Genomic DNA, 26,270 nt, shown 5'->3' with positions numbered 1-26,270 from the left:
TATTACTTTGTTAACGCTAGCTGATGGTTAACCGCATTCATTTCTGCGATTAAATCCACACCAATAACTTTCTTTCTTGCACTTGGCTCCACCGCTATATTCACAGTTTTTACCCCAGCCTCACCCCCAAATTGAACTAACAACTCACCGCTAGGCGCGCAGATCTGGCTTTTACCACAATATTCACCAACGATATCCGCTGTCACATCGCAACCAATACGATTACATGTCACGACATACACACTGTTTTCAATCGCCCTTGCTTTTGAGATATGTAAACTTTGCTCACCACCAAAATTGGCAGGATGTAACAGCACCTCTACCCCCAATTTACTGTATTCACGGATAAGTTCAGGGAACCAAAGATCAAAACAAACGGCGATACCAAAGGTCACACCTTGATATTCGAACGTGAAAAGCGTATCCCCGCGCGAGAAGTACAGCTTATCAATATTGGTTTGAGTTATTTTTCGATATTTACCAATCAAACCTTTGCCACCAATCACAGCAACACTATTGAAAAACTGCCCTTTATCTACTTCGGCAACACCAGCTACTATGGTTGTGCCGTATTTTGCAGCTAAACGACTTAACGCTGAAATGGTTGGACCCGTATCATAATCTTCGCACAAAGCTTGAATATCTAATGGTGATTCAAATATATACCCCGTTGAAAATAACTCAGGAAGCACAACAATATCGCCGACACGCTCGCTATTCGCCAATACCTCTGCCACCAGCTCGAGATTTTTAATTTTATCTTTATAGAAAACATCGGTTTGAATCAGTGAAATTTCCATAAATTTCCTATCACTGTGGCAACATTAATTATCATGCTAACAAGGCTTAAACGGCGAGAGATCTATCTGTTCGATTTCGCATACCGCAACAACCGTTGGATGAGCAGCCAGACGCTTTAGGTAAGCGGCTAAATAGTCAAAATGTAATGGCGATGGCGTAATAGACAACGACCATTCCGCCAACATGAACAAAAAGAAGTCACATGCAGTGACAGTGTCACCCAACAAATACACTTTGTTCTCTCTACAATTACTTTCAAGCTGAGCGTTGATTACTGACAAAGCATCAGCAATTCGTTCATCTTGTGCTGCCACTATATTAGGGATGGTGCTCTTATCATTGGTATGACGATGAGGGTAATAACGCACCATAAGCTCAGCTTGTAACGTGTTATTCAAATACGTTAGCCATTGGAAAAACAATGGGCGCTCTCTACTCCCTAATGCTGGCATGAGCCCCTGTTCAGGGTGTTGTTCACACAAATGAATACAAATAGCGGGGCTTTCAAAAATCGCCAGACCACGTTTTAAATCAGCATCGAGCCCGACAGCGCCTTCGAGCGAGTGATCAATCAATGTAGGAATACGCCCTGCAGGATTCAATGTTAGATACGCTGGTGATTTTTGAGCGTTGGATTTCTTATCTACCAACACGAGATCGTAGTTAAGTCCCATATGATGCAATAAAAAATGTGGAGCCAAACTGGCATTATTCGGGTAGTAAAACAGAGTGTACAAATCACTTTCCTTGTCGATTTTCAGCATGAACACCTACAGACTTAACATCTGCAAGGTCTTAGATCTTAGGTATTTGGTCTTTGGTCTTAGGCCTTCCGCACTGCGTAAACAAATAAAAGGCATTATTCCTTATCGAAGCTATCCACTACAATCGCGCCCATCGAAGCCGGCATAGTGATCACAATAATACGTTTTAACGCCACCAAAGGGTCGCTCATTAACGGTAATTTATCTAAACAGAACAACACCAAAGCCACCACCAAAGCCGCCATCAAATAGGCAACAACAATACGGAAAATAAACACAAGCTTTCTCTGGCTAACATTGCGCTGAAACACACTTTCATAGGTATACAACGTCAGGAAAGTCACAGACAGCACAATGAGCAGTAGTAAATTACGGCTTGGTAATGTTTCACCTAATCGCCATGCTTCTTCTGAAAAAGAAATAGGGACAGCCAAAGCAAATGCACCCACAAATATTTGGCTCGCATCTTCGAAATTGAAGTTAAATTTCATATCCCTATCCTTTGCCCCTACGAGAGAAGTGGCGATACTGTCATTATTGTATATTCAGGCTCTTATCAATCCGTATTACGGACATAATAGTGATCAGCATATAACTTACCACCGATCTCATAAGCCTCTGGTATCACATTATCAAGATTAAAACCGCATTTCATAAGCACGCGTTCAGATGCAACATTACCTTCAGTAACAACGGCTTGGTAACGGTTAATATCATGGGTAGATTCGGCCCACGCTATCAGTGCTTTCAATGACTCGGTGCCATATTGCTGGCCATGAAAATCAGGCGACAACAGGTATCCCACTTGAGCGATATTATCTTCAATAATAAAGCCCGTGATACCCATAGGTTCGCCTGTCATCTTGTCTTGAATCACCAGACAAAGCCAAGACTCTGCCTGTGGACTCCAAGGCAATAAGCGCGACTCAAACTTCTCTCGAATACCCGCTTCATCGAGCAAATCAAAGCACAGCGCGATGACGTTTGGATCTTGGTAAAGTTGTAAGAACAGCGCCCAATCAGATTCAGTGATTACCCGCATTGTTAAACGACTCGACTCTATTTTCATACTCTCTTAATACCTCACTCATAACGTTAAGACATAACGTCGCTGTAGCGGCGTTATAGCGTGCTTAACCTATCACTCTATGACTAAATAAAACCATGATAAGACGGACATATAAAGAGCAAAGTGCGAAGAAATTTTAATTACACCAAGAGTGTAAATTTAGTTAAAAGCGCTATTCAGAATAGATGAGGACTGCTAACCTAAATGCAAAAGAGAATAATTATCGAGTAGAGAGAAATGAAAAAGCCGTCACCTAAATTACTGACTGTTATTAGTACAGAACAAATCACACCCAACATGCAGCGCCTTGTATTTCATAGCGATTCGCTGGCTGATTTCCCTAATGATTGCGAAGGTGGCTACATCAAGCTGCTCTTTAATAGCCTAGGTGAAACCGATTTAAGCACAGTCGCTGAAGGTGAGCGACCTGCTATGCGCACCTACACTGTTCGACGTTTTTCGGCGACTGATTGCACCATAGAGGTGGATTTTGTTCGCCATATCACAACAGACTTACAATGCGGTTTTGCTGCTCGTTGGGCCATGAGTGCACAAGTTGGCGATACCATTAATGTTGCAGGCCCAGGCATCATCAACGAAATGAACTTAGCTGCAGATTGGTTCTTCATGGTGGCGGACATGACAGCCTTACCCGCCCTTTCTGCCAAAATTCAAAAGCTACCGCAAAACGCAAAAGGTTACGCTGTGATCAAAGTGATTGATCACAAGGATATACAAACTATCGATGCGCCTGAGCACTTTCATGTTATCTGGTTAACAGGGGAAGAGTCATTAGCGGAAAAGGTCAGAACACTGGCGTGGTTAGAAGGTACCGCCTCTGTATGGACAGCCTGTGATTTTGACTCTATGCGAGCCCTACGCAGTTACTTCCGTAACGAAAAAGATGTCGATCGTGAAAACATTTACATAAGCAGTTATTGGAAACAAGGCGTATCTGAAGACGGCCATAAGGCGATAAAACGACAAGATGCCAGCGAGAATAGCTAAGTAGCTAAGTAGCTAAGTAGCTAGGCACTCCCTTTTACCAGCGACGTAAACAAACAAGAGTCAGTCAGTAACACATCAGACTGACTCTGGCTTATTAGATTGCCACGTAATAGCTTCTTAGACTAATACAGCCTCAGCATAAGGCGAGAACACTTCCGACAGAAACAAGACTGAATCATGGTGCGACCATGTGAATTGCGAGCTACGCCCATAATTAACCGTGGGAATAGCCTCATCGCCCATAGCAGCTTGTAGTTCGGGATCTGCGCCATTAACTTCAAAGAAAGTATAAGGGCCACGCGCAAGTGTTCCTTCCGTCGCTTTGTTCGCTTCAATACAACTGGCACCTTTATTAGTCGATCTATTTTCAGAAGCGAACAACAATCGTTCACCTAATGATTGACTACCTAGATGGCAAAAAGTCTCTATCGTTTCATTATGAGTCGAAAAGAGAAAAGATCGCGCCCACACCAAAGGCCTTCCGTTATCGAGCAATAAACACTCCCGAGTATAAAACGGGTCATTTCGCTTAAAACGCTTCTGCTCAATATGAAAACCGCCACACACCGCTTTGAATGTGCGAGTTAACGAGCCCTCACTTCTGAGGTAAGAAGGCAGTGATTTCGCATCAACCACACAATAATTCATGCCTCGGCCTCTTTAGCTGTCAGCACATCTCGCTTGCGACGAACCATGCTATCAAGAACACCAAGATGCAAGGTCGCAATAATCGCACTTACAACGGCAAAGCCTATGTACAAAGCACCAGGTGACAAGACGACATTCGCATCGCGGACAAATGCACTTAACGCCTGCCCCGTAAAATAGAACATCACAAAACCACTCAGCATCGCGGTTCGACGTTTTTCAGTGCTATACATAATCACTAAATGCGTGAGAATCGGCAGTAATAAACCAAACGCGACTCCTGTGCTTGCAACAGCAACGTAGACCCCCCAACGAAGGTCAACCAAAGTTAGCATGAAAAATGCAACCATGAAGCAATAAAAACACAGAGCCAAAGTGCGTTGCTCTCCCACTTTCGCTAGGACAAACTTAAATAAATAGGCAACAGTCGCAGAAATCAGGCTCATTCCACCTAATAGCATACCTGTTTGGGCACTGTTAAAATGCAGCGCGCTTTTTAGGGTAAACGGCAGGTCAATCATGATCAGGTAATACGACAGCATGCCGAATAGCCCTAGCAAATAGAACGGCAAAACAGCTTTATAATCACGGAAATGAATACGCTTAAGCCCTGAATGCTTAACCTTATTTACCGGCACAATACCATTCAACGACAGCGCTAGTGCGATAATCGCCACAAGGTAAATGGCAAAAGGTAAACGCCAGTGAATTGTCGTTAACCACCCACTCGCCACGACAAACATAATGCCACCAACATTGACCGCAATCGCTTGATGGGAAATAAACTGTATTCGCGCCTCTCCATCAAAATAGCTCGCTATCAAGTCGTTTATCACTGTCATGCAAATTGCAATGCTCATACCCAATACAAAACGGCCTACTAGTAGCATGTTCAGTGAATCTATCCATAAACCGCTACTTCCAGCCAACCCCGATAAACCAAATCCAAGTAGAATCGTGTTTTTCTCACCCAGCGCGTTAATAATGCTAGCCACAAAAGGGGCAAAAACAACCACAGCGAGCGCTGGCAAGGTCATTATTAACGACACACCAAATGGATCATTGAACACATGATTTAGTTCAGCCAATGACGGTACAATCGCCGCATTGGCCATCACAAATAAACTACTACCCAGTAACAAGCACAACTTTGTTAGTCTTTTTATTTCTTCATTTCTCATCAAATATTCCTAAGGAAGATAACTGACAAAAAGGTTAATGGGTTTGGCTAAGGCCAACTAGTTCAAAAAAGACAACGCTGTGTTGTTTTGGTAATAGGTGTATTTATGTTATTAAATGGATTCGCCTGAAATATAAGAGTAATCGTGTGAACTGGAACCTGAATGATCTCCCTATTTTTATTGCGATTGCCGAAACAGGCAGTATCTCTAAAGCTGCTATTAAATTAGGCATTCAAAAATCAAGTGTGAGTCGCTCATTAGCACGATTAGAAGATGTGTTAGATATTCGTTTACTAGAACGCAATAGTCGGTTTTTAAAGCTTACCTCAGATGGTGAGCAACTCTATACCCAACTAACACCATTACTTGATAACATCGACCGAGTTGGCAACGAAGTCGCATCACAATCACTAGTCGGTGAAATCAATATCGCCACCACATTCGCCTTATCGCGTGAAGTATTCGCCCCCAAATTACACCTGTTTACCCAGCGTTACCCCGACATCCAATTACGCATGCGGATTGTGTCTCACCGCCCCAACCTATTAGAAGAAAAGTTAGATCTCGCCATTCAATTAGGTGATTTAAAACCGTCAGGGTTTTACGCTAAGCCCTTAGCAAAATTAAAATTATTCTGGTTTTGCACCCCTGAATACTTGGCAGAAAATCCAGAGTTACAAAGCCCAAATAGTGAGATGTTGCAAAAACACGTCACCTTCTATCATGTACAAGAGAATTTCCCCGCAACGCTTTACATGACAGAAAAAGATAACATTCAGCGCCCAATCGCCTTTAACAAGGCCAATCAGCTTGAAGATGTATTACTCATTCGAGATATGATTGCCAATGGTTACGGCGTAACATTACTACCCGAGATCTATTGCCGCCCACTGTGCGAACAAGGGAAGCTAGTGCAAATAGCTCAAAATATAAAAGTAACACCTGATGTTAAAATCTATGCGGTATATGCTAGTAAAACAAGCCAGTCTCCACGTTTAAAAGCCATATTAAACTTTATGGAAGAGCTGACTCAGCAGTACTTTTCAGGCAATTAAGAGACTGTCATTGCCATTGATCATCCGTCATCAATTTAAGTGAAAATATTTAGTTATTGATGACGAACCATTGTGGGGGGCTTCGTTTCGTCCATTTGGCAAATTTTGCTTTATCGCCCATATAAAATTGGCGGTACGCTAAAATCGGATCATCATCCACTTTGTAGATATCAGGCATGGCTTGTGGAAACGGCGTTAGCCCTATTGAGGGAAAAACGAGGTCTGCGATCTGTGGTAAGACCGCCATTGATTTATGGTCAGTGTCTTTGCCATAACGATATTTGTATTCTTTATTCAGCTCTATCGCTAAGTCTCGTAACCAAATAAAGTTATCATAAGAGGCTTCAACCCACAGCACGCAAGGGTGTTTGATATGGGTTGACTTATAGGGTGTCACAAAGCCTTTTTTATTCAGCGCAGTACAAAGCATCTGCACACTTTCCAAAATCATTTTCACAACATGCTGATCGCAATGGTACTGCGCACATTGCTTAATATCTTGGTCCAAAATAAAAATGTTCATTACACCTCCTACTGACTATTCGTTGTTCTTTTTATCGAACTGTTACCCTAGTAAACGTAGGTGCTGGTATATCGATCACAATATCCAGCAATGGTGCTACTACCGCTCTGCGTCAAAACACTGATTTATAAACACAAATCTCGCGATTTTGCCCTTGCATCTGTCGCATCATATTTTCTACATAGCCAACGCCCAGCTTTTTAATTACGGATTTAGACCGTTCATTTTCAGCTAAATGCATGACATGAAGCTCTGTAAGGCCATGATGTGATTTATAAAACTCAACCAACGCCTCCGCGGCTTCAAACGCGATTCCCCGCCCCCAAAACGGCACACCAAGCCAATAACCTAAGACACCTAAACCATGATCCAATAACGGAAAACCGACAGCCCCAATAATATCGTCACAGTCTTTCAAGGTGATGGCGTAAACCACGCTTTCACCTTCAATATACTGAGTTTGGTGCGTTTGAATCCACTCGTATGCCATAGCAGGCTCATAAGGATGAGGAATATTGGCCGTCATATCCGCGATAACCTTCTCGCCAGCTAACTCAGCAACTCGCTCACTGTCGCTTAGGCGAAAAGGCCGCAATACCAGCCTTTCAGTTTCAATATCCTTTTGCATTCCCTCTCCTTATTCAGATGATTAAACTCGCTTCAACCACTTGTTCTTGTGACTTACACTCATTCAGAAATCAGTGAACGAGACACTAACCAATCCATCGCGACTTTAGTGGCAAGTGAACATATTGTCTCATCGTTAGCATCTACAAATTTCAGTTCTTCAATTTCGGCATCTGGACTCAACTTGCCAGAATACTCCGCGGTATAACATGTCAGCTGCACTAACACGCCGTCGTCTTTACCATCAGCTTGCGCAGTAAAGGTATCAACATACTTAATGGTGTCAGAGACTAAATCGACAGAGATCTCTTCATTGATTTCTCGAACCAATGCTTGCTCATCACTTTCACCTTGCTCGCGCTTTCCACCCGGTAAATAGAACAGCGCTTTGCCTTTCGACCTCACCGTTAACAACTTACCATCACGAATATATAACCAAGCCAACTTATCAATTATTTTTTTCATTTTAGTTATTACTTCCTAACCTAGCTGATAGATGATTAAAGCACTGCCGAGTAACTAAACCCCACTTATCATCAAGGTACTCATCCTCAACATAATTGCCCGATGTATAGTCACTCACCACATCACGCCAAAATTTCACCGCATGATCAGCACCTGCAACTTGCTTGATTTCCCAAGCACCCTTTAGGCGTTCAAAAAGACGAGAGATAAAAATTTTACCTACTTTGTTTTTCCGAAAATATGGCACGACATAAAAGTCACAAATTTCAAATTCATCAGATGACTTTTCTTCTATTGCAGTAAGAGCCGCAGGGACACCATCAATATATAATAAATAACCTGCTACGCGGTTTCCGATCTTCGGATAGATTTCGAACAAACCATTTTCATCTGGCTTATCTCCGATAATTTTTGAAAACTCTGCCGCATAGCCTTGGTATAAGTTCGCATATACCTGCTGATTGCTGCTATCAACTTTCACTATTTTCATTATAAATTCTCTACGCGGTCAACACCCTAACCCTCATGCTAGCATGCCTTCCAAACATTGATTATCTGAGTTTACGTGATTGTCATTGAGGTGCTTTGTATCGAGCTAAAGAGATAAGCATAACTCAATTTCTCTCCCCGCCACCAAACCCCCAGTTGAAGCAAACCCACAATTTAAATAGAAACTTATTGGGCTTTCGATTCCGGTTACAACACTTGTGTAGAGTTTGGAAATACCAAACTCTTGCTGCAATGCTTCACTTAACATTGTTATAGCCATACGGCCATAGCCGTTAGACTGCTGAGATTTGTCCAACATTAGCCGCCACAATGAAAACTTACCCGATACTGTGTCTGCGTTTACGAGGATGAAACCTACAGGCTTATTGTTTACGTAAATTCCCCGATACCAAGGGAATTCCATAAAATTAGCTTCAGCCAAAGAAACGGCATTACTATCTACATGGTTGGCTTGAGTCGGTGTGACTTCAAGCAGACAAAGCTCGTAGAAGTTATCTATATTTATATTTCGTAATTCTACGTTCATTTTATCGATTTCCCTTCGAATACAAAGCGCCTACCCAGCCTAAACCAAACAAACCCAAGCCAAGCCAAGCGGTGAATCAGCTTGATGATATGGCCTTCTGATTCATAGGTAACGGCTGTCCTAGTTAAACCGACAAGGTCAGAATGGCCCTCAAATAAAATATTAAGTTTTAGGGCCCTAGACTTAAACACTTAAACACTTAAACACGTTATGAGTTTCATTTTGCTAGCCAACGACATTGGTAGTCTGCCACACGCATTAACTCGGCTGTTTGTTCAGGAAAGGAATGCTGTAAGAACCAAAGTGCATCCGCTAACGTAATCTGATGCAGATTAGAAGGAACAGTCGAACTAGCCATAAAATCATAAAGTGATAACCGCATCTAATAGCCACTAAAAAATGGCTATTAGATACAAATGACTAAACTAAAACAGGTCAGGTTAAATGTAGAGCAATCATCACGACGCGCTAAGGTGTGACACGCGCTTTGAAATGGTCATGAGCAGAATCTGAAATATCGCAGCCCATATAACGTCTACCTAAATTTTGGGCTGCAAGCAGTGTAGCCCCTGAACCAAAAAATGGGTCAACAACTAACTCTCCTTGAGTCGAGCTTTGAGAGATTAAGGTTTCGATTAAACCAACAGGCTTTTCTGTTGGGTAACCTCTGTAAACTCTCTTATGTTCCAATATATCAGGGATACTTAAATCATTAAGTTTTCGCTTACCCTTTTCAAAGAACAGAATATATTCGTGACGGGCTCTGTAATGATACCCCATACCGATACAAACTTTGTCCCATATAATTGGCTTCCAAAATTTGAACCCTACTTGTTCTGCAATGGGCTTAATTAGGAACATTGTTTCTTGATCGCAGAATAAATATAAATGCGCGTTTTTACTTAAAACGCGATAGATCTCAGCCAATAGACTTTCAAAGCGTTCATTTGGAAATATGCCAAACCACTGATTACTTGAAGATTTACTAACTTTAAGTCTAGTGGTCGTTCCTATTTTTCTATGTTTCTCTAACGATTCATAGGGTGGATCTGTAATCAGAAGGTCAACGCTCTCATCTGCGAGCGTGGACAGCCAATTGACAGCATCATCTTTATAAATTTGCATCGAACCTCTATGTTATTTTGTTAAAGCGCTTGGGTTCAAGCTTAATAGACTTACGCTTTCTTGACGTATTTTGCCGTCACCAACATTTCCCCAGCCCCATCAAGCTTGCAATCTAATTGATGATCCTTGCCTTCAACAATTCGCTTTATTACACCTTTGGTACCTATTTTAAGGTTCAGCGAACTACCTTTGACTTTAAGGTCTTTAACCAATGTAATTTTATCACCTTGCTCAAGCTGATTTCCGTTTACGTCATGTACCGTAAATTGATTTTCAGCTTCTTCAACTGGGTTCCATTCATAAGCACATTCAGGGCAAACTAGATGGCTTTGATCTTGATAAACAAACTCAGAACTGCAATTAGGGCAAGGAGGTAATGACATTAGATAGACTTCTATTAATTGATTTACTTATATTTTAATGATTTATCGTGTTCAGTCTATTCATTATGACTACGAACATAAAAGCGACATCACGGAAATCAGCCTCAAATTTGTCGTGCACTATAGCATCCGCAACATACGAATCCCCACCCAGCACTGACAAAGCACACTCAACGTCAGACCAAAACCGCCGAGTGCCCAACATCACCCTGATGGCGTGTATTGCTTAGATCCAAATACAAGGTTGTTTACTGTCGTATAAGTGCCGATTTAACGATCGTAAAACCAATTAGCCCCAACATAACACCAGTCACTTTATCTATGTAATATGCAATGCGAGTAAACTGCCCTCTGACTTTTGGGGCCGAGAGTAGAGAAATAACGGCGGCATCCCATATAAACACAACCAATGTCATCCAAATACCTAAACCTAACTTAAAAGCAAAACCTACCTCGTTAGTTAGCACTACCGTGAAAAGACTCAAATAGAATAATAGATTTTTAGGGTTTAGTACCCCAGACATAAAGCCTGTGCTGAATTCGCGAATAAACGTGGTCTGGTGGGATATTTGAGACTCAGCAACATCAATATTTTCATACCCCCCCTTTCTCGCTCGTATTGCTTGTACAGCAAGGTAAATAAGAAACAAACCACCGATGACTTTAAGCGTAATCATAATAGGCACTGAAGCCGCTAAAATTGACCCGACACCGATTAGACACAAGCCGATATACACGGCATTTGCAGTCGCAATACCCAAAGCCACACCTAAAGCATTTTTCCCACTATTTCGAATGGCACTTTTTACAACGATGACAAAATCAGGCCCTGGACTAAGCAGAGCTAAAAAATGAGCGACCGCCACCGTGACGAAAATACCTAACAAATTTGCATCCATACTAACAACCTCCTTGTTGATTAATATGCAACTATTACATAATATCCCGCGAAAGTTGAATAAATAAACACAGTACCGTTATTACAGCAGATCCCATAAATACATATGAGAGTATGGTCACGTTACGCAGTTCATCGTCACGATAAAATACTCGATTACTATTTGCTGGTATATATTTCATGCCATCGGCTTATTGCATCGATTCCAGCCAAAATTGCTGGGAATTCTTCCATAAACACCATTGGGTCTCACCTGAATTTGCACAAACGCAATGCTTTGCTTCGTGGCAACGCTGCGTTAAACAGTGCAGCGCTGTACATTGGTCTCCACCGCATGTGGCATCTGGCTCTACCCTCAACTCTTTAATAAAACGAAATGAAAGCCTTATCCAATGTGCTACCACTGTTGTTGAAGATACCTTTGATCTGCTATATCACGAGCCTATCGTATTGCTCATTACTGACGACAATGGCTGTGTGGTAAAGCGAATCGGACACCCTGATTTAGTCGATGAGTTAGAAACCTTGGGCATTGTACAAGGCTGTTTTTTTTCGGAAGGCAAAATTGGCACCAATGCTATTAGCTTGTGTATAGACACTCACCTTCCTTCTGAAGTATTTGCAGCTAACCATTTCAATCGTTCACTGCACCCCTACGGTGCCTGTGCCGCACCCATTTTTGATTCGTTCGGTAAACTTCGTGGCACCATGGCACTGGTAAAAACCGCCAACCAATATCGCCGCGAAAACAGTGTAATTGTTGCCTCTTGCGCAAAAGAAATCTCACTACAGCTGCAACTGCTGTATGAACAAGAGAATATGAATCGACTAGTCAGTATGCACAATGCGACGGTTGCATGCATGGATGATGGCCTATTAGCCTGGGATGCCAACCAGCGCATCACCATGGTAAGTCAGCAAGCAGAGACGCTTTTTCAGATCAGCGCCCTGAATGTAATAGACAAAAACATCTTTGATATTATTCGCTTTGCGCCCAATATTTTGACCTACTTCGAACAGCATGAAAACGCCTATCGCAAGCTGACCACAGTTGAAGTCAACAGCGAGTTTATCGAGGCGATTTTGTCGGTCAGTCAGTTACAAGATGGCTCAACCCTATTGTTCATTCACCCCGTTCACAAAATTCGCGAGTTAGCCCAACAACAAATTGGCGGCAGTGCTAAATACACCTTTGCCACCTTGCCTGCACGCTCAAAACAAATGAAACACTTAATTACCGTGGCAAAACGCGCGGTGAAATCCAAGTCCCCTCTTTTGCTCTGTGGTGAGGAAGGCGTCGGAAAATCATCACTGGCGATGGCCATTCACAATGAGTGTGAATTCAAGGCTGGCCCCTTTATCACTGTTAACTGTCGTACACTCAGCAGCGATAATATGAGCCGAGAAATATTAGGGTTTGATGCCGACAACGGTTTGCCATCTAAATTTGAGTTAGCACACGGTGGCACTTTGTTGCTTGAAAAGGTGGAATACTTAAATCAAGAGCTGCAATCGGTACTACTGAAGCTACTAAAAACCGGATTAGTCAGCCGCAGCGATAGCCAACGCCTAATCCCTGTGAACTTCCAGTTAATTACCAGTACCTCTTCTGATCTTAGTGCTTACGTCGCACAAGGCTCGTTTGGCCGTCAGCTCTACTATGCCATTTCCAACAATGAACTCACGCTATCACCGTTACGTAATCGCAAAGAAGACATCGCTTTACATATTGAGCGCCTTTTGGCTGATTACGAAAAACGGCATCAAGTACACATTCAGATCGATCCTGTGGCATTAGATGTATTGCTCGCGTTTGCGTGGCCGGGGAACGATCCTGAATTAAAAAGCCGCATGGAGCGGTTACTGCTAAACCGCAGTAGCAATCGGATTCAGCTTAAAGACATTCCCGACCATATTAAGCACAACGCAGATGGACACCCTCAACACAATTCACCCATGCTGACCCTTGAAGCCTTAGAAAAGAAAGCCATTATTCAAGCGTGGGATACCTATGATGGCAAGATGTCTGAAATGGCTAAAGCACTCGCTATTGGTCGCACTACGCTGTGGCGCAAAATAGATAAGTACGGTTTGAGTGAAAAACTCCGTTAATTCATAATCAGTTAAAAGCCAAACACAAAAAAGCCGCCAGACTAGTGGCGGCCATTTCTTAAGACTAGAAATAAGACTAAAACTTACACTTAAACTAATACTAAAACTTAACTATGACGTATCGTCTCTTTTAACGCCGGCAGCAATGCTGCACTTGCGCTGAATTTACTAAGACCAAGTGATAATAGCGTTTCTGTTGCCTTGGTATCCCCAGCCATTTCACCACACATACTCACACTTATCCCCGCTTTATTAGCAACTTCACAAGTGTGGGCAATCGCGCTGATCACGGCTGGTTGGAAGTAATCGACTAACTCTGCAATCGCACTATTACCCCGATCCGCAGCCATCACATATTGAGTCAAATCGTTGGTGCCGATAGAGAAAAAATCCACTTCTTTCGCTAAGGCATCAGCATTGAATACTGCCGCAGGCACTTCAATCATGATCCCAACAGCCAAACCTGTATCGCTAAGCCCCAGTTGCGCGCATTGTTGAACTAGCAGTGCTTTCACTTGCTGCACTTCATCCACAGTCGCAATCATTGGGATCATTAACTGAATATTTGGCTGCTCAGCATGCGCTCGTAATATTGCTCGCAGTTGAGTTGCAAACAACTCAGGGTGTGCCAAGCATAAACGTACGCCGCGTTGTCCCAAGAACGGATTCTCTTCCGCAGGCATCGGATACGCTACTAACGGTTTATCACCACCCACATCTAAGCTACGAATTGTGACAGGTTTATCACCAAAGGCTGCGGCAATATCGCGATAGACTTGATACTGTTCTTCTTCACTCGGCAACGCATCACTTTGCTGGAATAAGAACTCGGTACGAAATAGTCCTACACCTTCTGAGCCACACGCCAAGGCTTGCGCGACATCGTCTGGCCCACCGATATTGGCTAACACGCTAATAGCACGACCCGCTTTGGTTATTGCTGGCGCTTGCGCATTGGCCGCACTGTTTTCAATGTCATCACGCCACTGCTGGCGTTTTAACTCCAACGCCTGTGCAATATCCGCTGTAGGTGCAAACCAGAGATGCCCAGCGAAACCATCCAATATCACAGGCTCCCCTGCATGAACTTGTTCTAAACACCCTTTGGCTTTCACCAAGGCGGGGATCCCCATCGCGCGCGCCAAAATAGCACTGTGAGAGGTTTTGCCACCTTCGCTTAAACAAATAGCCAATACCTTAGATTTATCTAAACTTGCCACATCTGATGGCATCAGATCACGGGCAAATAAAACAACAGGTTCAGTCAATGTTAGCGCAGAGCCTTTGTCACCCGTTAGCGCAACCATGACACGACGAGTAATATCCCAAATATCCGCTTCACGTTCGCGCATGTACTGACTTTCAGCGGCCGCATATTGCGCTGCTAGCCCTTCCATCACCGCAAGCCATGCCTGCTCAGATATTACACTCTCCGCTATCATCAACGCTAAGGCGCGGGTGATTTCGGGATCAGCCAGCATTAAGCTATGCGCTTCAAAAATAGCGCCGTGTGGCTCTGCAGCTTCGGTTGTTAGATCTTGCTGAACCTGCGCTATCGCATTATTCAACGCCGTCATTTCTGCTGATTCACCCGCAAATTCACGCTTCGGCACTGCGGGCATCGCAGCACTGAAAATCGCCACAGGTGCAATCGCGACACCGTCACTCACACGGATCCCCGCTAACGCGCCTTCAGGTGCCGCATTTTCTGGGCTCTGTACCAATGGTTCTTCAGGATTTTCTCCGTCCTGTTCGCCCTGGTCGCCAAGGCAGCCCTCATCCGCCAGCATTTTGCTGACTTGCGCTGCTTCACCAAAATGATCATTAGCGAGCAAAGTAAATGCATCAATCGCTTGTTGTGCCATGGCCCCATTTGCTTGTAAACGGATCACCTCGCCGCAACGTACACCCAATTTAGCGATGCTGTTTAGGCTATTGGTATTTGCCTGTTTATCGCCTTTAAATAGCACCACGTCTGCATCAAAACTGGCGAGTGCACCGACAATCGCCGCGGCAGGACGTGCATGAAGCCCATGCGGATTTTGTACCTGCCATTCAAAACTGAGGGTTAAGCCATCAGGTATCTGCGACACGATTGATGGTAAATTGTCATCGCTGCTTTGGTCATCTTGCTGGCCATTTTGCAGGTCTTCTTGCTGCGTATTTTGCTGATCATATTGCTGCGCATCCGTCGCTTCACCAAGGTGCGCTTTTTTTACATCAAGCGCACTGCTGGCTTCAGCGATAACAGCTTCACGCGGCAAACCTGCTGCCGCCGCGACCGATGCAGCCATAGTGCCTTCAACAATTGGCGCTGAAATCAGCGAGACTTTATCGGCCAACTCAGGATCAAGCAACTCAAGCGCCATTTCAGTACTTAGCAAGGCACTCCCTAAGTCCATTAGCACCACAACCCCATCGTCATCACAGGCTTGCTCAATCGCGGCCATCACCGCAATCGCGTCAGTACCGATAGGATTTTCAGGGTCATCGACTCCTGCGGCAATCGCAATATTAGCCTTGCCTTGGGTCATTTGCGTGGCCAATTCGACCACGCCTTGCGCCAGTAATATACTGTGCGAAACTACAACAATACCCACCATGGTTTAGCACCCTGTAATGGCTTGTTTCAACGCTTTGATCATTAACAAAGATGACGTCGCCCCCGGATCTTGATGACCAATACTCCGCTCACCTAAGTAACTCGCACGTCCTTTTTTAGCCCGCATTTCGATAGTTGAAACGGTACTTTTTTCAGCGATTTCGATCATCTCATCCAACAAGTGATCACCACTGGCGCCTTGCTCTAACGCTGCTTTAAGGTGCTGTAACACTGGCAACCAAACATCACACATCGTCTTGTCGCCTAGCTCCGCTTTACCACGAGAAACGACACCATCGACACCACTTTTAAGATCGTCTACCAGCTCTTCAAAGCTCAAGACTTCACGGGCGCCCACAGAAGCAGACATGCGAATAAATAACGTGCCATATAGCGGGCCACTCGCGCCGCCAATACTTGATAGCAACGTCATACCGGTATTTTTCAAAATGGCCGCGATATTCTGTTCTGCCACTTTCGGTAACGTTTCACGTACTTTAGTAAAACCACGGTTCATGTTCAGACCATGGTCGGCGTCGCCGATGTCTCGGTCTAAATCCGTTAAAAAGTCTTGGTTCTCGGCGTAGGTATCTGCGCACAGATTCAGCCAAGTAATGATATGTTGTTTCTCAATTTGCATAGCCATAATCACTTACCCCAGGTCATCGCCGCTGTGTTCACTGGTGCATCATAAAGCGATAGCATCTCTTCATCTGCTTGCAACAAGGTAATTGAGATACCTTCCATATTTAGCGAAGTACAGTAGTTACCAACAAGGTTACGCGCAATACGTAAACCCGCCTGCTCACAGTTTTGCGCTAGACGGCGGTACACACCGTAAAGCTCAGATTCTGGTGTCGCGCCTAAACCGTTAACCAATACGATATAGTCTTGGTCTGTATTGAAATCATTGATCTTAGTTTCAACTTCATCCCAATCACCGCTTTCGCGATTCCAAATACGCTGCGTGCGGCTGTAGCCCGCGTTATCCATAATTTCTGCAAACATTTGATCGACCAGCGTATTCGCATCTTCATAAGCACGACGCTCAATACCCGGTTCGCCGTGGATGCCAACCCCAAACTCAATTTCATTTTCTTCCAGCACAAATGATGGCTTACCCGCAGCAGGCACAACACACGCACTCAGAGCAACACCAAATGAACGACAGTTGTTATTAATACGACGCGCCAATACTTCACATTTATCTAAATCGTAACCTTGTGCAGCTGCTGCACCCACCATTTTCTCTACCAGTACAGTACCCGCAACACCACGACGACCAGCGGTATACAAGCTGTCTTTTACCGCCACATCATCATCTGTTAGAACAGCGCCAACACGCACGCCATCGGCATGTAACAACTCAACGGCAGTTTCAAAGTTCAGTACGTCACCGGTGTAGTTTTTAATCACAAACAGCACACCTTCACCGCTATCGACTTTCTGACCACATTCGTACATTTGATCTGGCGTTGGCGAAGTAAACACTTCACCAGGACAAGCGCCCGTTAACATACCTTCACCAATGAAACCCGCATGAAGAGGCTCGTGACCGCTACCACCACCAGAAACCAAAGCAACTTGTTGCTGTTTAGGTTCATGCCACATATAGCGTGGCTCATAACTGACTTTCAGCTCTGGACGAGAAAGCACAAGACCTTCCATTTGCTCTTTCACGACATCTTCAACACGGTTAATTAACTTTTTCATGGCTTAGCACTCTTGTTAAATGGGATTGTTGATTGATTCCTTTCGCAGCGAGTTTCAAGGTATTTATTCGCTGGGATGTGATTCCATCCTAGAGGTCATGAGTTACATGACAACGCAAAATTATCCGTTTCATTATGAAATGAACCACCAGATAAAAACGTTTCATAACGGAACAAAATAAACAGAAGCTAGCCGCTTCGTGATCAATCACACGCCATTTTCACTCGCAGCCCCAATACGAATAACATTTGAATTTATAGCGGAAATTATTTAGCAGGATCAGTTCACCAAAGTTCACTAACCCAGCATCAAAATAATCATAATCAATTGAAATAAAAGAAATTAGCCACAAAAAAGCGAAGATTTGCATCCTTCTTTCTCAGCATTCCTAGCGAGTAAACAGAGAAATTTTGTGACACCTTTAGCAAAAAGCAACCAAGCATAGCTTTGCTCAAGGTTCGATTCCACCTAGAAGATCCGAGCACCAGAACAGAAAAAAGACCGGAGGAAAAACAGCTTAAAAGCTCAACAATAAATAATATTTTAGTCACGCACGATTGTAATAAAGCAGCCCCACCGCGTTTCATAACGAAACAAATCGAAGAGCCGCTAGATTGCGCTACGGCTTGAATACGGAGCTTAAGCACCAAGCATAAAAACAGAAAGGAAGGCGAGTCATTATTGATAAAGCAAGAGGGAAAAATCAGGATCGGAATGAAAATTTAGAAACAAGAAACAAGAAACAAGAAACAAGGAACGAACTTAGTCAAAATGATTATCTTTCAACCATTGCTCCCAGCTATGTATCTTTAATCTTTTTTTAGTCAATAAGACATTAACAGCTAAAACACTCCCCGTTGTCACACCAAAGAATAGAGCGCCAAAGAATAGAGCGCCATATAGGTGATAAACCGGTGACTCTTGAAATTGCCATAGAATCAGCCACATAAGCCTCCGATTTTACACCTTAATCTACATTAAGAGTGGGGTAATAATTGCGAGTGACTCGCCAAAGATTTTGTTACTGCTAAATTCTGATACCAATTATTAAAGACTAACTCGAAGTCTGTGAACACGATACGGCCAAATTTGTGGTTTCGATATTGCTGGCACAAGGCTAATAACGATTGTCCATCACTGATGGGGAGTCGGAAACGAACAATCGAACTATGAGCTGTAACCAGTTTATAACGACTGTCGAACGTGACCCTTAAGCCTGCATCAGTCAATTGAGTCCGTAGGTTATTTCTGAGTTTTTCAAGGGCGTCATTCACAGGAACCCCCTGAACCACGATACAGTTAGGTGACGCGGTAACACCTTGATACTTTACTTCAATCGGTGGTGAAGAACGAAGAACAGACCGAAATACATCAGCATAAGACTTGGTGTTAATTTCATTCAGTTCAAACGCTGGGATACATGAAATAACCGACAGTACAGTAAGGTGCAGCTCATCAATCGGGTGATAATATTGGTTTGGCTCTATTTCTTGTACTGCTGTTTGAAACTTAACGATTTCATCAAGCGTAGAGCCACTTCCCTGCTTTAGGTAAGTTAATGCGGTGATGCCTCTTCGAGTGTCACTCTCAAGATCTAAAAGGTGTTTATCTAACTCATATTCATTACGGTCAGACGCAATAATGAATTTGTCCCACATTCCATCATAGATAGCTTGAATCATCATTTTCCCTAAAATCAACTATGCCACTTACATAACGTAGCATTGCAGTGTGAGCCAATGCTAGTGACGATCTATTGTGACATAGGTATTCAGACTAAAATAAGACTAAACGCCATGTATTAGAAATTGATTTTTACAGCTTTTCTCAAAATTTCCCACGTCATTCATTCGAAGTCGGTGTCCCGATAGAGCAACACTCCGACCAAAAATACGGAGTGTTGCGTAACCTTGATTGCTTTTTATGATTCAAGGGTCTGATAAAGACGTTACGCTTAATTTATACATTAAACATAAAATTGGTGAATTGCCATTCCCAAAAAAAGACACAACGTACTTAACATAAATAAGCTGAACGCAAAAATAAATAAACGCTGAATACCCTTTGAGACTTTATCTCTTTTTTTAAGCATTTTATATCGTTGAGCATGAAATGTACTTAGAAATACAGTGCCATATTGCAATATTCCCTGACCAGCGAGAAAGATATTTAGAGAATAATATCGCACTCCTTCATCAAGAACATCTTCAAGGTATTTTAACCATTTTAATTTCAGGTAAATAACTACAACAACCCAAGTAAATATACCTAGTATACCAACCGTTGTCAGAGACATAATAACAACTGAGGTTGAACTTAATCCATCCATAAATCTCTACTTATTTAATAGTGTTTTATATATTTCAGTTCCCAAATATTCACCCGTTAAGCCACCATATTTGCCACCTAAGTACCCCCCAGTACCACCAGCTACAACAGCACACCAAAAAGCACTCGTCCCTCCGGAAGGTAAGCCAAAAGCTAAAGTACATAACCCCCAAGTTGCTAGCATTCCTCCACCAGTACCTCCTGCGATACTCACTGAAGCCTTACCTAGTTGAGAATATTTAGCTTTAGTACATTGTTCTTCATTCTTTAAAGTGCATGATCTCTTGATGGTAGCTGCTGCATCAATTCCCGTTAAAGCAATACCGACGTAACCAACACGTTTCAAATTACGTGACATCTTAGCAACTGCTGCATAGTTTTTTGAGAATTCAGGAATAGCTGTTATCTTTCCTTGTTGCTTTCCCCAACGATGAACAATACTCTTACTACTGAGTCCTAGATTTTTCTTAATATCACCAGCAAGCAAATTATCACTTATTGTTGGCTGTCCAAACTTATTTAAAGCTATATTTAAACGCTGAAATTGTACATTACGCTTAGAGAAAAATGTTCGATTGTTCAAATTACCATTGCGGGTATAACTTGATATGTAAGTTTTTTCTATATCTTTGAGGACTAACTTAACCTGAGCAACATGTGCATTCCATGCGTTATTACTTACCCCCAGTAACAACCCGTTATAACTCGCCACACTAGATAAAAATCATACCTTTTAGCTAAGATTTCACGCTCAGAGCGATCAAGAGCGATAAGTGTTCTATCTACTGATTTGGCAATATCTAAGAAGCTCGCTTCTTCAAGCGTACACATATTACTTTCAGCTGGCGATAGCAAGACAACCTGCCCTACTTTAACCAAGTCATCTTTTAAATGAGAATTTACAGCCCTGAAGTGCTGATAGACGATTTCACTTGGCGAGTTATACATAATCATCACCAATCGATCTATTGGCATAGTCTTTTCAACAATATGGATTGCCATATTGTTTTGTTCTTGCATTGCAGCCATTCTCAAACCTCACTCAATTCTTGGATATATCTCATCGACAGTAGCTCAAGAATAACGAATTGATGTATTGCGATGAATCAGCAAATTGTCCGCGTTGCTTAGACTGCGATTCACTACAAATATTTATGTAACATCGAAAATAGTTTAAATGAGGAGGCCTTACTCAAGGCAGAAACAATTATCATGCGTAAATTATGTGGGGGATCAGCCCGAAGGCTCTTATGAGTTATGCAGATAAAAATACAGCTGGGGAATTAAACCTTCAACTGCATATTTGCATCTAGATGAGAAGTTTATCGCAGTTATAATTTTAACTCACATAAAACTCGAATACATAGCATAATAAAATTATACAATTTTGCCTTACCCTTAACTAGGAATTTATTATGAAATTTACAGTTATTACTCAAAACGGCCTGTTTTCTTTGGGGGCAGATTATATTAACCACATGTATCCATCTAATAGACTATATAAACATTGCGTTGAAGTAACAGATAATAGTGTAGAAAAACAAAAATTTAATAAAACCAAACATAACTCATTTGCAGGGCCACTATCTGTACCGCCAAACAACAATAGCGGAGAGAAAAGAAAGCAATCATTACTTAAAGCGCTCGATAATGCTTCGTATCATAAGGCAAACAAGATAACAAACCGACTTCATTGGCAGGGAAAAAACGTACCACCATCAACTAAAATGCGCGCCATGGCACCAATTATGCCTGGTACATCATTAACAAAAAGAACAACTACTGTTGGTGGCACGGCTTTTGCCGTTGGGATTATATTACAAGTCGGTAGGGCCAAAATTTTATATAAAACAATACGAGGCTATCTATCCGAGTTTTCGAAGAAAATACATTCAAAAAACCCCAACTCTATAGGTGGTGTATTTGCAGTTACCATTATCTACTTAAAGGTAGAACGCTCTTATGGGCGAGCACCTATATTTAGTGGTGTTCATTTGATAAATTTAATTGACTCTACAGACGATTTCAGACCAAATACCTACATTAGCTCTATAATAACGGAAACTTGCCACCCCAGTTACAAAGCTAAAGGCGAGAAGCTGGAAAGTATAAACATCAATCAGTTAGAGCGCCCAAATCAGTACGAAACTGCGACTTTATTCGTAAAGTGTAGCTGGTGATAAAATGAAGAAAATATTAGCATTTACTACAATTATCATAATTTCACTTTTATGTACTTTATTTATCCGTGAGAAAATAAAATCGAAAAATAACAGAGAACTAATCTCTGCACTAGCAACAATTAACTCAAATGACAATACATTACGAGATCTTTCAATTAGCAAACTAAAAGAAATAGCTGATAGCGGAAACTCCGTTGCTCAATACCGCTACGCAGAAGTATTATTAAAGAGCAATAACATAAATAATGCCATTAAATATCTACAATTATCATCAAAAGCAGGAGAGTTAATATCTACTGAACTACTAGGACTTACATATTTAGACTCAAAAAAGTCAAAACAAAAATTAATGGGCTTTAATTTACTAAATGATTCAGCGATAAATGGTCTATCTACTAGTCAATTGTATCTAGGAATGTGCTTTCAAGACGGTGATTGTGGTTTCCCACAGAATCAATATTTAGCATACCATTGGCTAAATCTAGCACTAAAGAATGGTGAGGAGTCAGCCAAACTATTTCTAAGTAAAACAACAGCCGTTAAGACGAGCAGCAGTAAACTAAAAAAAGAAACACATACAGTATCGTGTAAAATTGACAACACCAATTGTTAATCAAGATTCTATGTTCCGCTAACACAGCGGAACACATAACATCGGCCATAATACGCCAGCAACGTATTACTATTATGTTGATAGACCACCGAAAACACCGAAGCAAAATCATACCTAGAATGCCGAGCGTTGGTGGTGTCACCTTGATGCATTTGACACTTATTGAGCCTTCTCCGACAACATGCCCCAAAGGAGTATGCAGGAAGGCGACTAAACCAAAAAACGGAGAAGACTCATATGCAATTTTATACGAAGAACCACCCTTATTACTGCGGGATAGATCTCCATGCCCGCTCTTTATATGTCTGCATCATCAACCATGATGGTGAAATATGTATCCATCAAGAGATTAAAGCCTCGCCCGAACATTTAATGAGAATTCTTGAGCCCTATATCGGAAATATTATTGTCGGCGTTGAATGTATGCATTGTTGGTATTGGGTAGCCGACTGGTGCGAAGACAATGCGGTCGACTTTATTCTCGGACATGCTTTGTACATGAAAGCGATTCACGGCGGTAAAGCTAAAAACGACAAAATTGATTCTTTTAAAATTGCTAAACTACTTCGTGGTGGTACATTCCCTGTCGCCTCATTACCCTAAATCAATGCGTGCTACACGTGACTTATTACGTCGCCGAATGAAAATCATCCGTCATGGCGCAATGCTCAAAGCACACGTCAGTAACACTTTGAGTCAATATAACTTACCCGCCCATGGAACCAATCTTCGCTATTGTCAGATTTGAATAGTGCCAGATGTGGGTTAACCGATAACTGTCTAGCGACCCTGTTTCACCGCAATGGAATGCAACTAAACAGGCAGAGTTGAGACTGCGTAAGAGATCCTCAATATGTGTTTGCCGCAAGCGTGACTTGAAGGCCATTCTGACTAACGAAGAGGACGCGCTTGTTAATCGACTTTTAGTCGACCGCTAACGCGGTCGATAGGATCCACTTTGCCGCTTGACGCCCGAAGGCTCATATGTGTTACATGTAGAACACGTTAATAAATTACTTTCGTGAAGTATGATTTCAAGTTCAAACTTGAATGTCGCTTGTCTTTTGATGATCCAGTATTATTAGTCGAAGGTTGACCAAAATACATTTTTTCACTATCGATATATAATAGTGAATAAACAGTAGATTCACTTTCCCAGCTACCACCATCAATATTCTTTGGTATTATATTTACAGCATAAGCTTCATAGCTTTCATCCGTTGATATTTTTCCATCTACATCAAATTTTGAACCCATTGTGATAGTTTTGGTGGATGATAAACATTGAGAATCAGAAGTAGCATAAACTTCCACTTTACTTGTTGATGATAAATCTGACTTTACAGTCATTAACATTGAATTATAAGCAAGTATCTTATTCGCATCCAGCGGGTCATAAATAGGAAAACATGACTTTTCCCATGTTCCTACCACTTCACTTGAAAACTGTTTTTTTACTGCATTTGATTCATCACTTGCAGATTCACTCGAACTATCGCTGCCACAGCCAACAATTAAAGACGAAAAACCTAACGCACAAACTAACAACATTTTATTATTCATGAACTATTCCAATTAAGTATTACAAAGGTGATGAATGCACAACTCTATTTATTTAGTCAAAATAAAAAATCACAAGACATTGATATCACTAACAAATGAAAGCAGAATAATGCAGTCCAGCCGCAAAAGCAACGCAGTGCAATTGCAACCACTTACCTATATGTTATTACTATGATTTAGAACACATTTATAGGACTAGTTAGCTACACATAACGCCTGTAATTTACGAATCCCTACAAAATAACGTTGTAGTTCAATCGGTAGACACGCAACTTACCTTCCGAGCTAATGAATTCACCATAAACATAAAAAATTGAAAGCAAGATGAATTTTCGCTTATTTTTCTAATGCGCTGGAAGTTATGCATCCTAATTATAATGGCAAGGAACATTTATCGTGCGTAAATTATGTGGGGATCCGCCAGCGCCAGAAGGCTCTTATGTGTTATGCGCTTTTCTACGGTTAATTTGATATAGCCTTTGTCATTATCTATTGATGAATAACAAAGGCATTTAATCAATGATAGATTATGCGTTCTTATTCTGACGTATAAAAACCCAAGCAAAAAACAGCATAAATATAAAATCATTTAGGCCGTAGATACTATAGAAAAAGCCTGCAAATAAATCCTGTTCATAAACAGAGCTAATGTCATTACCTGAAAACCAAACTAACCAAGCAATAACATAGACAAGCTTCTCAAACGCAAAAGCCGCCGCTAACCACTTAATATTTGAGTTAACAAAAGAAGCGCCTAAATATGCAAGCCCCCAAACAAGGATCATAAGTAGACCAAAATTAGACATTACAACCGGATCGAACTCATTGATTACCGAGTTAGTAAAAAATCGAGAGAAAGTTAGCACACCACCAATATTCATTAACGCTGCGGCGATAAAACCAAACCTTAGTACTTTACTATTCATTACTCTGTTCCTATTGTAAGTTTATATTATTCAATGCAAATTTAGCGTAAATACTAATTATAGCCCTCAAATACTCAATAAAAAGGACCTCTGGAAAATGCCTTATTATTAGCTTTACCACGATATTGATCTTAATAGCTTATCGGCACTATTTTACCCGTTGTTTGACAACCCGTGACTACCACGGCCAATGCAAGACTCGGTCACACGCCAAAAATTATGGCGGCCAAAATGTTACACCTTTCAGAACGGGCGCTAAAAACGACCTCAATAATGCCGTTGCTATTTGTGTTGCTGTCGCCCGTCCTTCAACGCGCTGCATTAAAATCAAATCCGCATACCAATCTTGAGGGTTATGGTGATACGTACTTTCTACATCTAAATAGTGGCTTTCACTAATCACTAACACTTTTACTCTCGATGCGGCATGTTCACGAACAGAGCCACATTTTTACAACATACCACATTTAACTAGCTTAACTTACCATAGTTTGTATTCGAAATACGGTAAAAGAGTCCAAGGCCTTATGTGTAAAAACTTCTTCCACTCGCTCTACGTTCATCACTGAGCATCTTCTAAAACGAACTACTTTTAGCTCTAGTAATTAGACAAATCAAACAAGCCTAGATATACGGAGTGCTGTACT

30 protein-coding genes and 2 pseudogenes are annotated in these 26,270 nt (G+C 41.9%); 7 read left to right on the top strand and 25 right to left on the bottom strand.

The annotated features are described in order from the left end of the window. Positions 1–2 precede the first annotated feature (2 nt). The 4 genes from OCU87_RS08555 to OCU87_RS08540 form a co-directional block, all read right to left on the bottom strand. The gene (locus tag OCU87_RS08555) at positions 3–800 is read right to left on the bottom strand and encodes a carbon-nitrogen hydrolase family protein (protein ID WP_261858300.1); all 798 of its coding nucleotides are present in this window, start codon (positions 798–800) and stop codon (positions 3–5) included. 36 nt (positions 801–836) lie between these two features. Then, positions 837–1,538 (bottom strand): glutathione S-transferase family protein, encoded by a 702-nt coding sequence (locus OCU87_RS08550; RefSeq protein WP_094956418.1) that lies wholly within the window; start codon positions 1,536–1,538, stop codon positions 837–839. A gap of 122 nt (positions 1,539–1,660) precedes the next feature. Further along, the gene (locus OCU87_RS08545; protein ID WP_062689120.1) at positions 1,661–2,056 is read right to left on the bottom strand and encodes a DUF2391 family protein; all 396 of its coding nucleotides are present in this window, start codon (positions 2,054–2,056) and stop codon (positions 1,661–1,663) included. A gap of 65 nt (positions 2,057–2,121) precedes the next feature. Beyond that, entirely contained in the window at positions 2,122–2,634 is a 513-nt protein-coding gene (locus OCU87_RS08540; protein ID WP_261858299.1) for a GNAT family N-acetyltransferase, read from the bottom strand. Between the two features lie 237 nt (positions 2,635–2,871). Between OCU87_RS08540 and OCU87_RS08535 the strand changes: the two genes are divergently transcribed. Beyond that, positions 2,872–3,642 carry a siderophore-interacting protein gene (locus OCU87_RS08535; protein ID WP_261858298.1) on the top strand — a complete coding sequence of 257 codons (771 nt, stop codon included), beginning with the start codon at positions 2,872–2,874 and terminating at the stop codon, positions 3,640–3,642. A 117-nt stretch (positions 3,643–3,759) separates the two neighbouring features. Here the strand turns inward: OCU87_RS08535 and OCU87_RS08530 are convergent, their stop codons facing one another. Both OCU87_RS08530 and OCU87_RS08525 read right to left on the bottom strand, forming a co-directional pair. Next, positions 3,760–4,290: a chorismate--pyruvate lyase family protein gene (locus OCU87_RS08530; protein ID WP_261858297.1), complete on the bottom strand. Its 531-nt coding sequence runs from the start codon at positions 4,288–4,290 to the stop codon at positions 3,760–3,762. After that, complete coding sequence (locus OCU87_RS08525; RefSeq protein ID WP_261858296.1) at positions 4,287–5,471, bottom strand: MFS transporter; 1,185 nt, start codon at positions 5,469–5,471, stop codon at positions 4,287–4,289. The genes OCU87_RS08530 and OCU87_RS08525 overlap by 4 nt, the downstream gene beginning before the upstream one ends. A 146-nt stretch (positions 5,472–5,617) precedes the next feature. Here OCU87_RS08525 and OCU87_RS08520 point away from each other — a divergent pair, with 146 nt between their 5' ends. Continuing rightward, positions 5,618–6,526, top strand: a complete 909-nt coding sequence (locus OCU87_RS08520) for a LysR family transcriptional regulator (RefSeq protein ID WP_261858295.1) — start codon at positions 5,618–5,620, stop codon at positions 6,524–6,526. 49 nt (positions 6,527–6,575) lie between these two features. On the opposite strand, the gene OCU87_RS08515 is transcribed toward OCU87_RS08520, so the two are convergent. From OCU87_RS08515 to OCU87_RS08475, 9 genes are all read right to left on the bottom strand, one after another. Beyond that, on the bottom strand, positions 6,576–7,049 hold the full coding sequence (locus tag OCU87_RS08515) for a pyrimidine dimer DNA glycosylase/endonuclease V (protein WP_261858294.1): 474 nt from the start codon (positions 7,047–7,049) through the stop codon (positions 6,576–6,578). A 112-nt stretch (positions 7,050–7,161) separates the two neighbouring features. Next, positions 7,162–7,677: a GNAT family N-acetyltransferase gene (locus OCU87_RS08510; protein ID WP_261858293.1), complete on the bottom strand. Its 516-nt coding sequence runs from the start codon at positions 7,675–7,677 to the stop codon at positions 7,162–7,164. Between the two features lie 59 nt (positions 7,678–7,736). Then, positions 7,737–8,141: an NUDIX hydrolase gene (locus tag OCU87_RS08505; protein WP_261858292.1), complete on the bottom strand. Its 405-nt coding sequence runs from the start codon at positions 8,139–8,141 to the stop codon at positions 7,737–7,739. A gap of 1 nt (position 8,142) precedes the next feature. Further along, positions 8,143–8,631 carry a GNAT family N-acetyltransferase gene (locus OCU87_RS08500; protein WP_261858291.1) on the bottom strand — a complete coding sequence of 163 codons (489 nt, stop codon included), beginning with the start codon at positions 8,629–8,631 and terminating at the stop codon, positions 8,143–8,145. A gap of 105 nt (positions 8,632–8,736) precedes the next feature. After that, entirely contained in the window at positions 8,737–9,177 is a 441-nt protein-coding gene (locus OCU87_RS08495; RefSeq protein WP_094956386.1) for a GNAT family N-acetyltransferase, read from the bottom strand. 217 nt (positions 9,178–9,394) lie between these two features. Further along, positions 9,395–9,535 carry a hypothetical protein gene (locus tag OCU87_RS08490; RefSeq protein ID WP_261858398.1) on the bottom strand — a complete coding sequence of 47 codons (141 nt, stop codon included), beginning with the start codon at positions 9,533–9,535 and terminating at the stop codon, positions 9,395–9,397. 110 nt (positions 9,536–9,645) lie between these two features. Next, a complete protein-coding gene (locus OCU87_RS08485) occupies positions 9,646–10,302 on the bottom strand; it encodes a DNA-methyltransferase (RefSeq protein ID WP_062689138.1) in 657 nt (218 codons plus the stop codon). Positions 10,303–10,352: 50 nt separating this feature from the next. Then, the gene (locus tag OCU87_RS08480) at positions 10,353–10,685 is read right to left on the bottom strand and encodes a zinc ribbon domain-containing protein YjdM (RefSeq protein ID WP_261858290.1); all 333 of its coding nucleotides are present in this window, start codon (positions 10,683–10,685) and stop codon (positions 10,353–10,355) included. 248 nt (positions 10,686–10,933) lie between these two features. Beyond that, on the bottom strand, positions 10,934–11,584 hold the full coding sequence (locus OCU87_RS08475; RefSeq protein WP_261858289.1) for a LysE family translocator: 651 nt from the start codon (positions 11,582–11,584) through the stop codon (positions 10,934–10,936). Positions 11,585–11,763: 179 nt separating this feature from the next. Between OCU87_RS08475 and dhaR the strand changes: the two genes are divergently transcribed. Continuing rightward, positions 11,764–13,695 carry a dihydroxyacetone kinase operon transcriptional regulator DhaR gene (dhaR, locus tag OCU87_RS08470; RefSeq protein ID WP_261858288.1) on the top strand — a complete coding sequence of 644 codons (1,932 nt, stop codon included), beginning with the start codon at positions 11,764–11,766 and terminating at the stop codon, positions 13,693–13,695. A gap of 107 nt (positions 13,696–13,802) precedes the next feature. On the opposite strand, the gene ptsP is transcribed toward dhaR, so the two are convergent. The 8 genes from ptsP to OCU87_RS08435 form a co-directional block, all read right to left on the bottom strand. Then, the gene (gene ptsP / locus OCU87_RS08465) at positions 13,803–16,298 is read right to left on the bottom strand and encodes a phosphoenolpyruvate--protein phosphotransferase (RefSeq protein WP_261858287.1); all 2,496 of its coding nucleotides are present in this window, start codon (positions 16,296–16,298) and stop codon (positions 13,803–13,805) included. 3 nt (positions 16,299–16,301) lie between these two features. Then, entirely contained in the window at positions 16,302–16,943 is a 642-nt protein-coding gene (gene dhaL, locus OCU87_RS08460) for a dihydroxyacetone kinase subunit DhaL (RefSeq protein ID WP_239928737.1), read from the bottom strand. Between the two features lie 2 nt (positions 16,944–16,945). Next, entirely contained in the window at positions 16,946–18,010 is a 1,065-nt protein-coding gene (dhaK, locus tag OCU87_RS08455; protein WP_261858286.1) for a dihydroxyacetone kinase subunit DhaK, read from the bottom strand. Between the two features lie 762 nt (positions 18,011–18,772). Next, positions 18,773–18,958 carry a DUF6404 family protein gene (locus tag OCU87_RS25055; protein ID WP_390960745.1) on the bottom strand — a complete coding sequence of 62 codons (186 nt, stop codon included), beginning with the start codon at positions 18,956–18,958 and terminating at the stop codon, positions 18,773–18,775. Between the two features lie 29 nt (positions 18,959–18,987). Then, a complete protein-coding gene (locus OCU87_RS08450; RefSeq protein ID WP_261858361.1) occupies positions 18,988–19,692 on the bottom strand; it encodes a 2'-5' RNA ligase family protein in 705 nt (234 codons plus the stop codon). A 284-nt stretch (positions 19,693–19,976) separates the two neighbouring features. Further along, positions 19,977–20,339 carry a hypothetical protein gene (locus tag OCU87_RS08445; protein WP_261858285.1) on the bottom strand — a complete coding sequence of 121 codons (363 nt, stop codon included), beginning with the start codon at positions 20,337–20,339 and terminating at the stop codon, positions 19,977–19,979. 6 nt (positions 20,340–20,345) lie between these two features. Continuing rightward, the gene (locus tag OCU87_RS08440) at positions 20,346–21,032 is read right to left on the bottom strand and encodes a hypothetical protein (protein WP_261858284.1); all 687 of its coding nucleotides are present in this window, start codon (positions 21,030–21,032) and stop codon (positions 20,346–20,348) included. Then, positions 21,017–21,367: a hypothetical protein gene (locus tag OCU87_RS08435; RefSeq protein ID WP_261858283.1), complete on the bottom strand. Its 351-nt coding sequence runs from the start codon at positions 21,365–21,367 to the stop codon at positions 21,017–21,019. Before OCU87_RS08435 ends, OCU87_RS08440 begins: the two co-directional genes overlap by 16 nt. A 386-nt stretch (positions 21,368–21,753) precedes the next feature. Here OCU87_RS08435 and OCU87_RS08430 point away from each other — a divergent pair, with 386 nt between their 5' ends. The 3 genes and pseudogenes from OCU87_RS08430 to OCU87_RS08420 form a co-directional block, all read left to right on the top strand. After that, positions 21,754–22,518 (top strand): hypothetical protein, encoded by a 765-nt coding sequence (locus tag OCU87_RS08430; protein ID WP_261858282.1) that lies wholly within the window; start codon positions 21,754–21,756, stop codon positions 22,516–22,518. Between the two features lie 4 nt (positions 22,519–22,522). Continuing rightward, on the top strand, positions 22,523–23,134 hold the full coding sequence (locus tag OCU87_RS08425; RefSeq protein WP_261858281.1) for a tetratricopeptide repeat protein: 612 nt from the start codon (positions 22,523–22,525) through the stop codon (positions 23,132–23,134). A gap of 237 nt (positions 23,135–23,371) precedes the next feature. Next, positions 23,372–23,867, top strand: a pseudogene (locus tag OCU87_RS08420) (IS110 family transposase); the annotation flags it as partial. A 272-nt stretch (positions 23,868–24,139) separates the two neighbouring features. Here OCU87_RS08420 and OCU87_RS08415 read toward each other — a convergent pair. Further along, on the bottom strand, positions 24,140–24,697 hold the full coding sequence (locus OCU87_RS08415; RefSeq protein ID WP_261858280.1) for a hypothetical protein: 558 nt from the start codon (positions 24,695–24,697) through the stop codon (positions 24,140–24,142). A gap of 527 nt (positions 24,698–25,224) precedes the next feature. Next, the gene (locus tag OCU87_RS08410) at positions 25,225–25,623 is read right to left on the bottom strand and encodes a hypothetical protein (protein ID WP_261858279.1); all 399 of its coding nucleotides are present in this window, start codon (positions 25,621–25,623) and stop codon (positions 25,225–25,227) included. 195 nt (positions 25,624–25,818) lie between these two features. Here OCU87_RS08410 and OCU87_RS08405 point away from each other — a divergent pair. Next, positions 25,819–25,967 (top strand): annotated as a pseudogene (locus OCU87_RS08405) (IS110 family transposase); the annotation flags it as partial. Positions 25,968–26,270: the final 303 nt, after the last annotated feature.

Origin of the sequence: Photobacterium sanguinicancri (assembly GCF_024346675.1) — a bacterium.
Classification (GTDB): domain Bacteria; phylum Pseudomonadota; class Gammaproteobacteria; order Enterobacterales; family Vibrionaceae; genus Photobacterium; species Photobacterium sanguinicancri.
Note: the sequence above shows the minus strand (reverse complement) of the source record. Positions and strands in the feature narration are given on the sequence as shown.

Coding starts and splice junctions, on each gene's coding strand:
- OCU87_RS08555 (WP_261858300.1), bottom strand. CDS start 800: ATGGAAATTTCACTGATTCAAACCGATGTTTTCTATAAAGATAAAATT.
- OCU87_RS08545 (WP_062689120.1), bottom strand. CDS start 2,056: ATGAAATTTAACTTCAATTTCGAAGATGCGAGCCAAATATTTGTGGGT.
- OCU87_RS08540 (WP_261858299.1), bottom strand. CDS start 2,634: ATGAAAATAGAGTCGAGTCGTTTAACAATGCGGGTAATCACTGAATCT.
- OCU87_RS08535 (WP_261858298.1), top strand. CDS start 2,872: ATGAAAAAGCCGTCACCTAAATTACTGACTGTTATTAGTACAGAACAA.
- OCU87_RS08530 (WP_261858297.1), bottom strand. CDS start 4,290: ATGAATTATTGTGTGGTTGATGCGAAATCACTGCCTTCTTACCTCAGA.
- OCU87_RS08525 (WP_261858296.1), bottom strand. CDS start 5,471: ATGAGAAATGAAGAAATAAAAAGACTAACAAAGTTGTGCTTGTTACTG.
- OCU87_RS08515 (WP_261858294.1), bottom strand. CDS start 7,049: ATGAACATTTTTATTTTGGACCAAGATATTAAGCAATGTGCGCAGTAC.
- OCU87_RS08510 (WP_261858293.1), bottom strand. CDS start 7,677: ATGCAAAAGGATATTGAAACTGAAAGGCTGGTATTGCGGCCTTTTCGC.
- OCU87_RS08505 (WP_261858292.1), bottom strand. CDS start 8,141: ATGAAAAAAATAATTGATAAGTTGGCTTGGTTATATATTCGTGATGGT.
- OCU87_RS08500 (WP_261858291.1), bottom strand. CDS start 8,631: ATGAAAATAGTGAAAGTTGATAGCAGCAATCAGCAGGTATATGCGAAC.
- OCU87_RS08495 (WP_094956386.1), bottom strand. CDS start 9,177: ATGAACGTAGAATTACGAAATATAAATATAGATAACTTCTACGAGCTT.
- OCU87_RS08490 (WP_261858398.1), bottom strand. CDS start 9,535: ATGGCTAGTTCGACTGTTCCTTCTAATCTGCATCAGATTACGTTAGCG.
- OCU87_RS08485 (WP_062689138.1), bottom strand. CDS start 10,302: ATGCAAATTTATAAAGATGATGCTGTCAATTGGCTGTCCACGCTCGCA.
- OCU87_RS08480 (WP_261858290.1), bottom strand. CDS start 10,685: ATGTCATTACCTCCTTGCCCTAATTGCAGTTCTGAGTTTGTTTATCAA.
- OCU87_RS08475 (WP_261858289.1), bottom strand. CDS start 11,584: ATGGATGCAAATTTGTTAGGTATTTTCGTCACGGTGGCGGTCGCTCAT.
- dhaR (WP_261858288.1), top strand. CDS start 11,764: ATGCCATCGGCTTATTGCATCGATTCCAGCCAAAATTGCTGGGAATTC.
- ptsP (WP_261858287.1), bottom strand. CDS start 16,298: ATGGTGGGTATTGTTGTAGTTTCGCACAGTATATTACTGGCGCAAGGC.
- dhaL (WP_239928737.1), bottom strand. CDS start 16,943: ATGGCTATGCAAATTGAGAAACAACATATCATTACTTGGCTGAATCTG.
- dhaK (WP_261858286.1), bottom strand. CDS start 18,010: ATGAAAAAGTTAATTAACCGTGTTGAAGATGTCGTGAAAGAGCAAATG.
- OCU87_RS25055 (WP_390960745.1), bottom strand. CDS start 18,958: ATGTGGCTGATTCTATGGCAATTTCAAGAGTCACCGGTTTATCACCTA.
- OCU87_RS08450 (WP_261858361.1), bottom strand. CDS start 19,692: ATGATTCAAGCTATCTATGATGGAATGTGGGACAAATTCATTATTGCG.
- OCU87_RS08445 (WP_261858285.1), bottom strand. CDS start 20,339: ATGGATGGATTAAGTTCAACCTCAGTTGTTATTATGTCTCTGACAACG.
- OCU87_RS08435 (WP_261858283.1), bottom strand. CDS start 21,367: ATGGCTGCAATGCAAGAACAAAACAATATGGCAATCCATATTGTTGAA.
- OCU87_RS08430 (WP_261858282.1), top strand. CDS start 21,754: ATGAAATTTACAGTTATTACTCAAAACGGCCTGTTTTCTTTGGGGGCA.
- OCU87_RS08425 (WP_261858281.1), top strand. CDS start 22,523: ATGAAGAAAATATTAGCATTTACTACAATTATCATAATTTCACTTTTA.
- OCU87_RS08415 (WP_261858280.1), bottom strand. CDS start 24,697: ATGAATAATAAAATGTTGTTAGTTTGTGCGTTAGGTTTTTCGTCTTTA.
- OCU87_RS08410 (WP_261858279.1), bottom strand. CDS start 25,623: ATGAATAGTAAAGTACTAAGGTTTGGTTTTATCGCCGCAGCGTTAATG.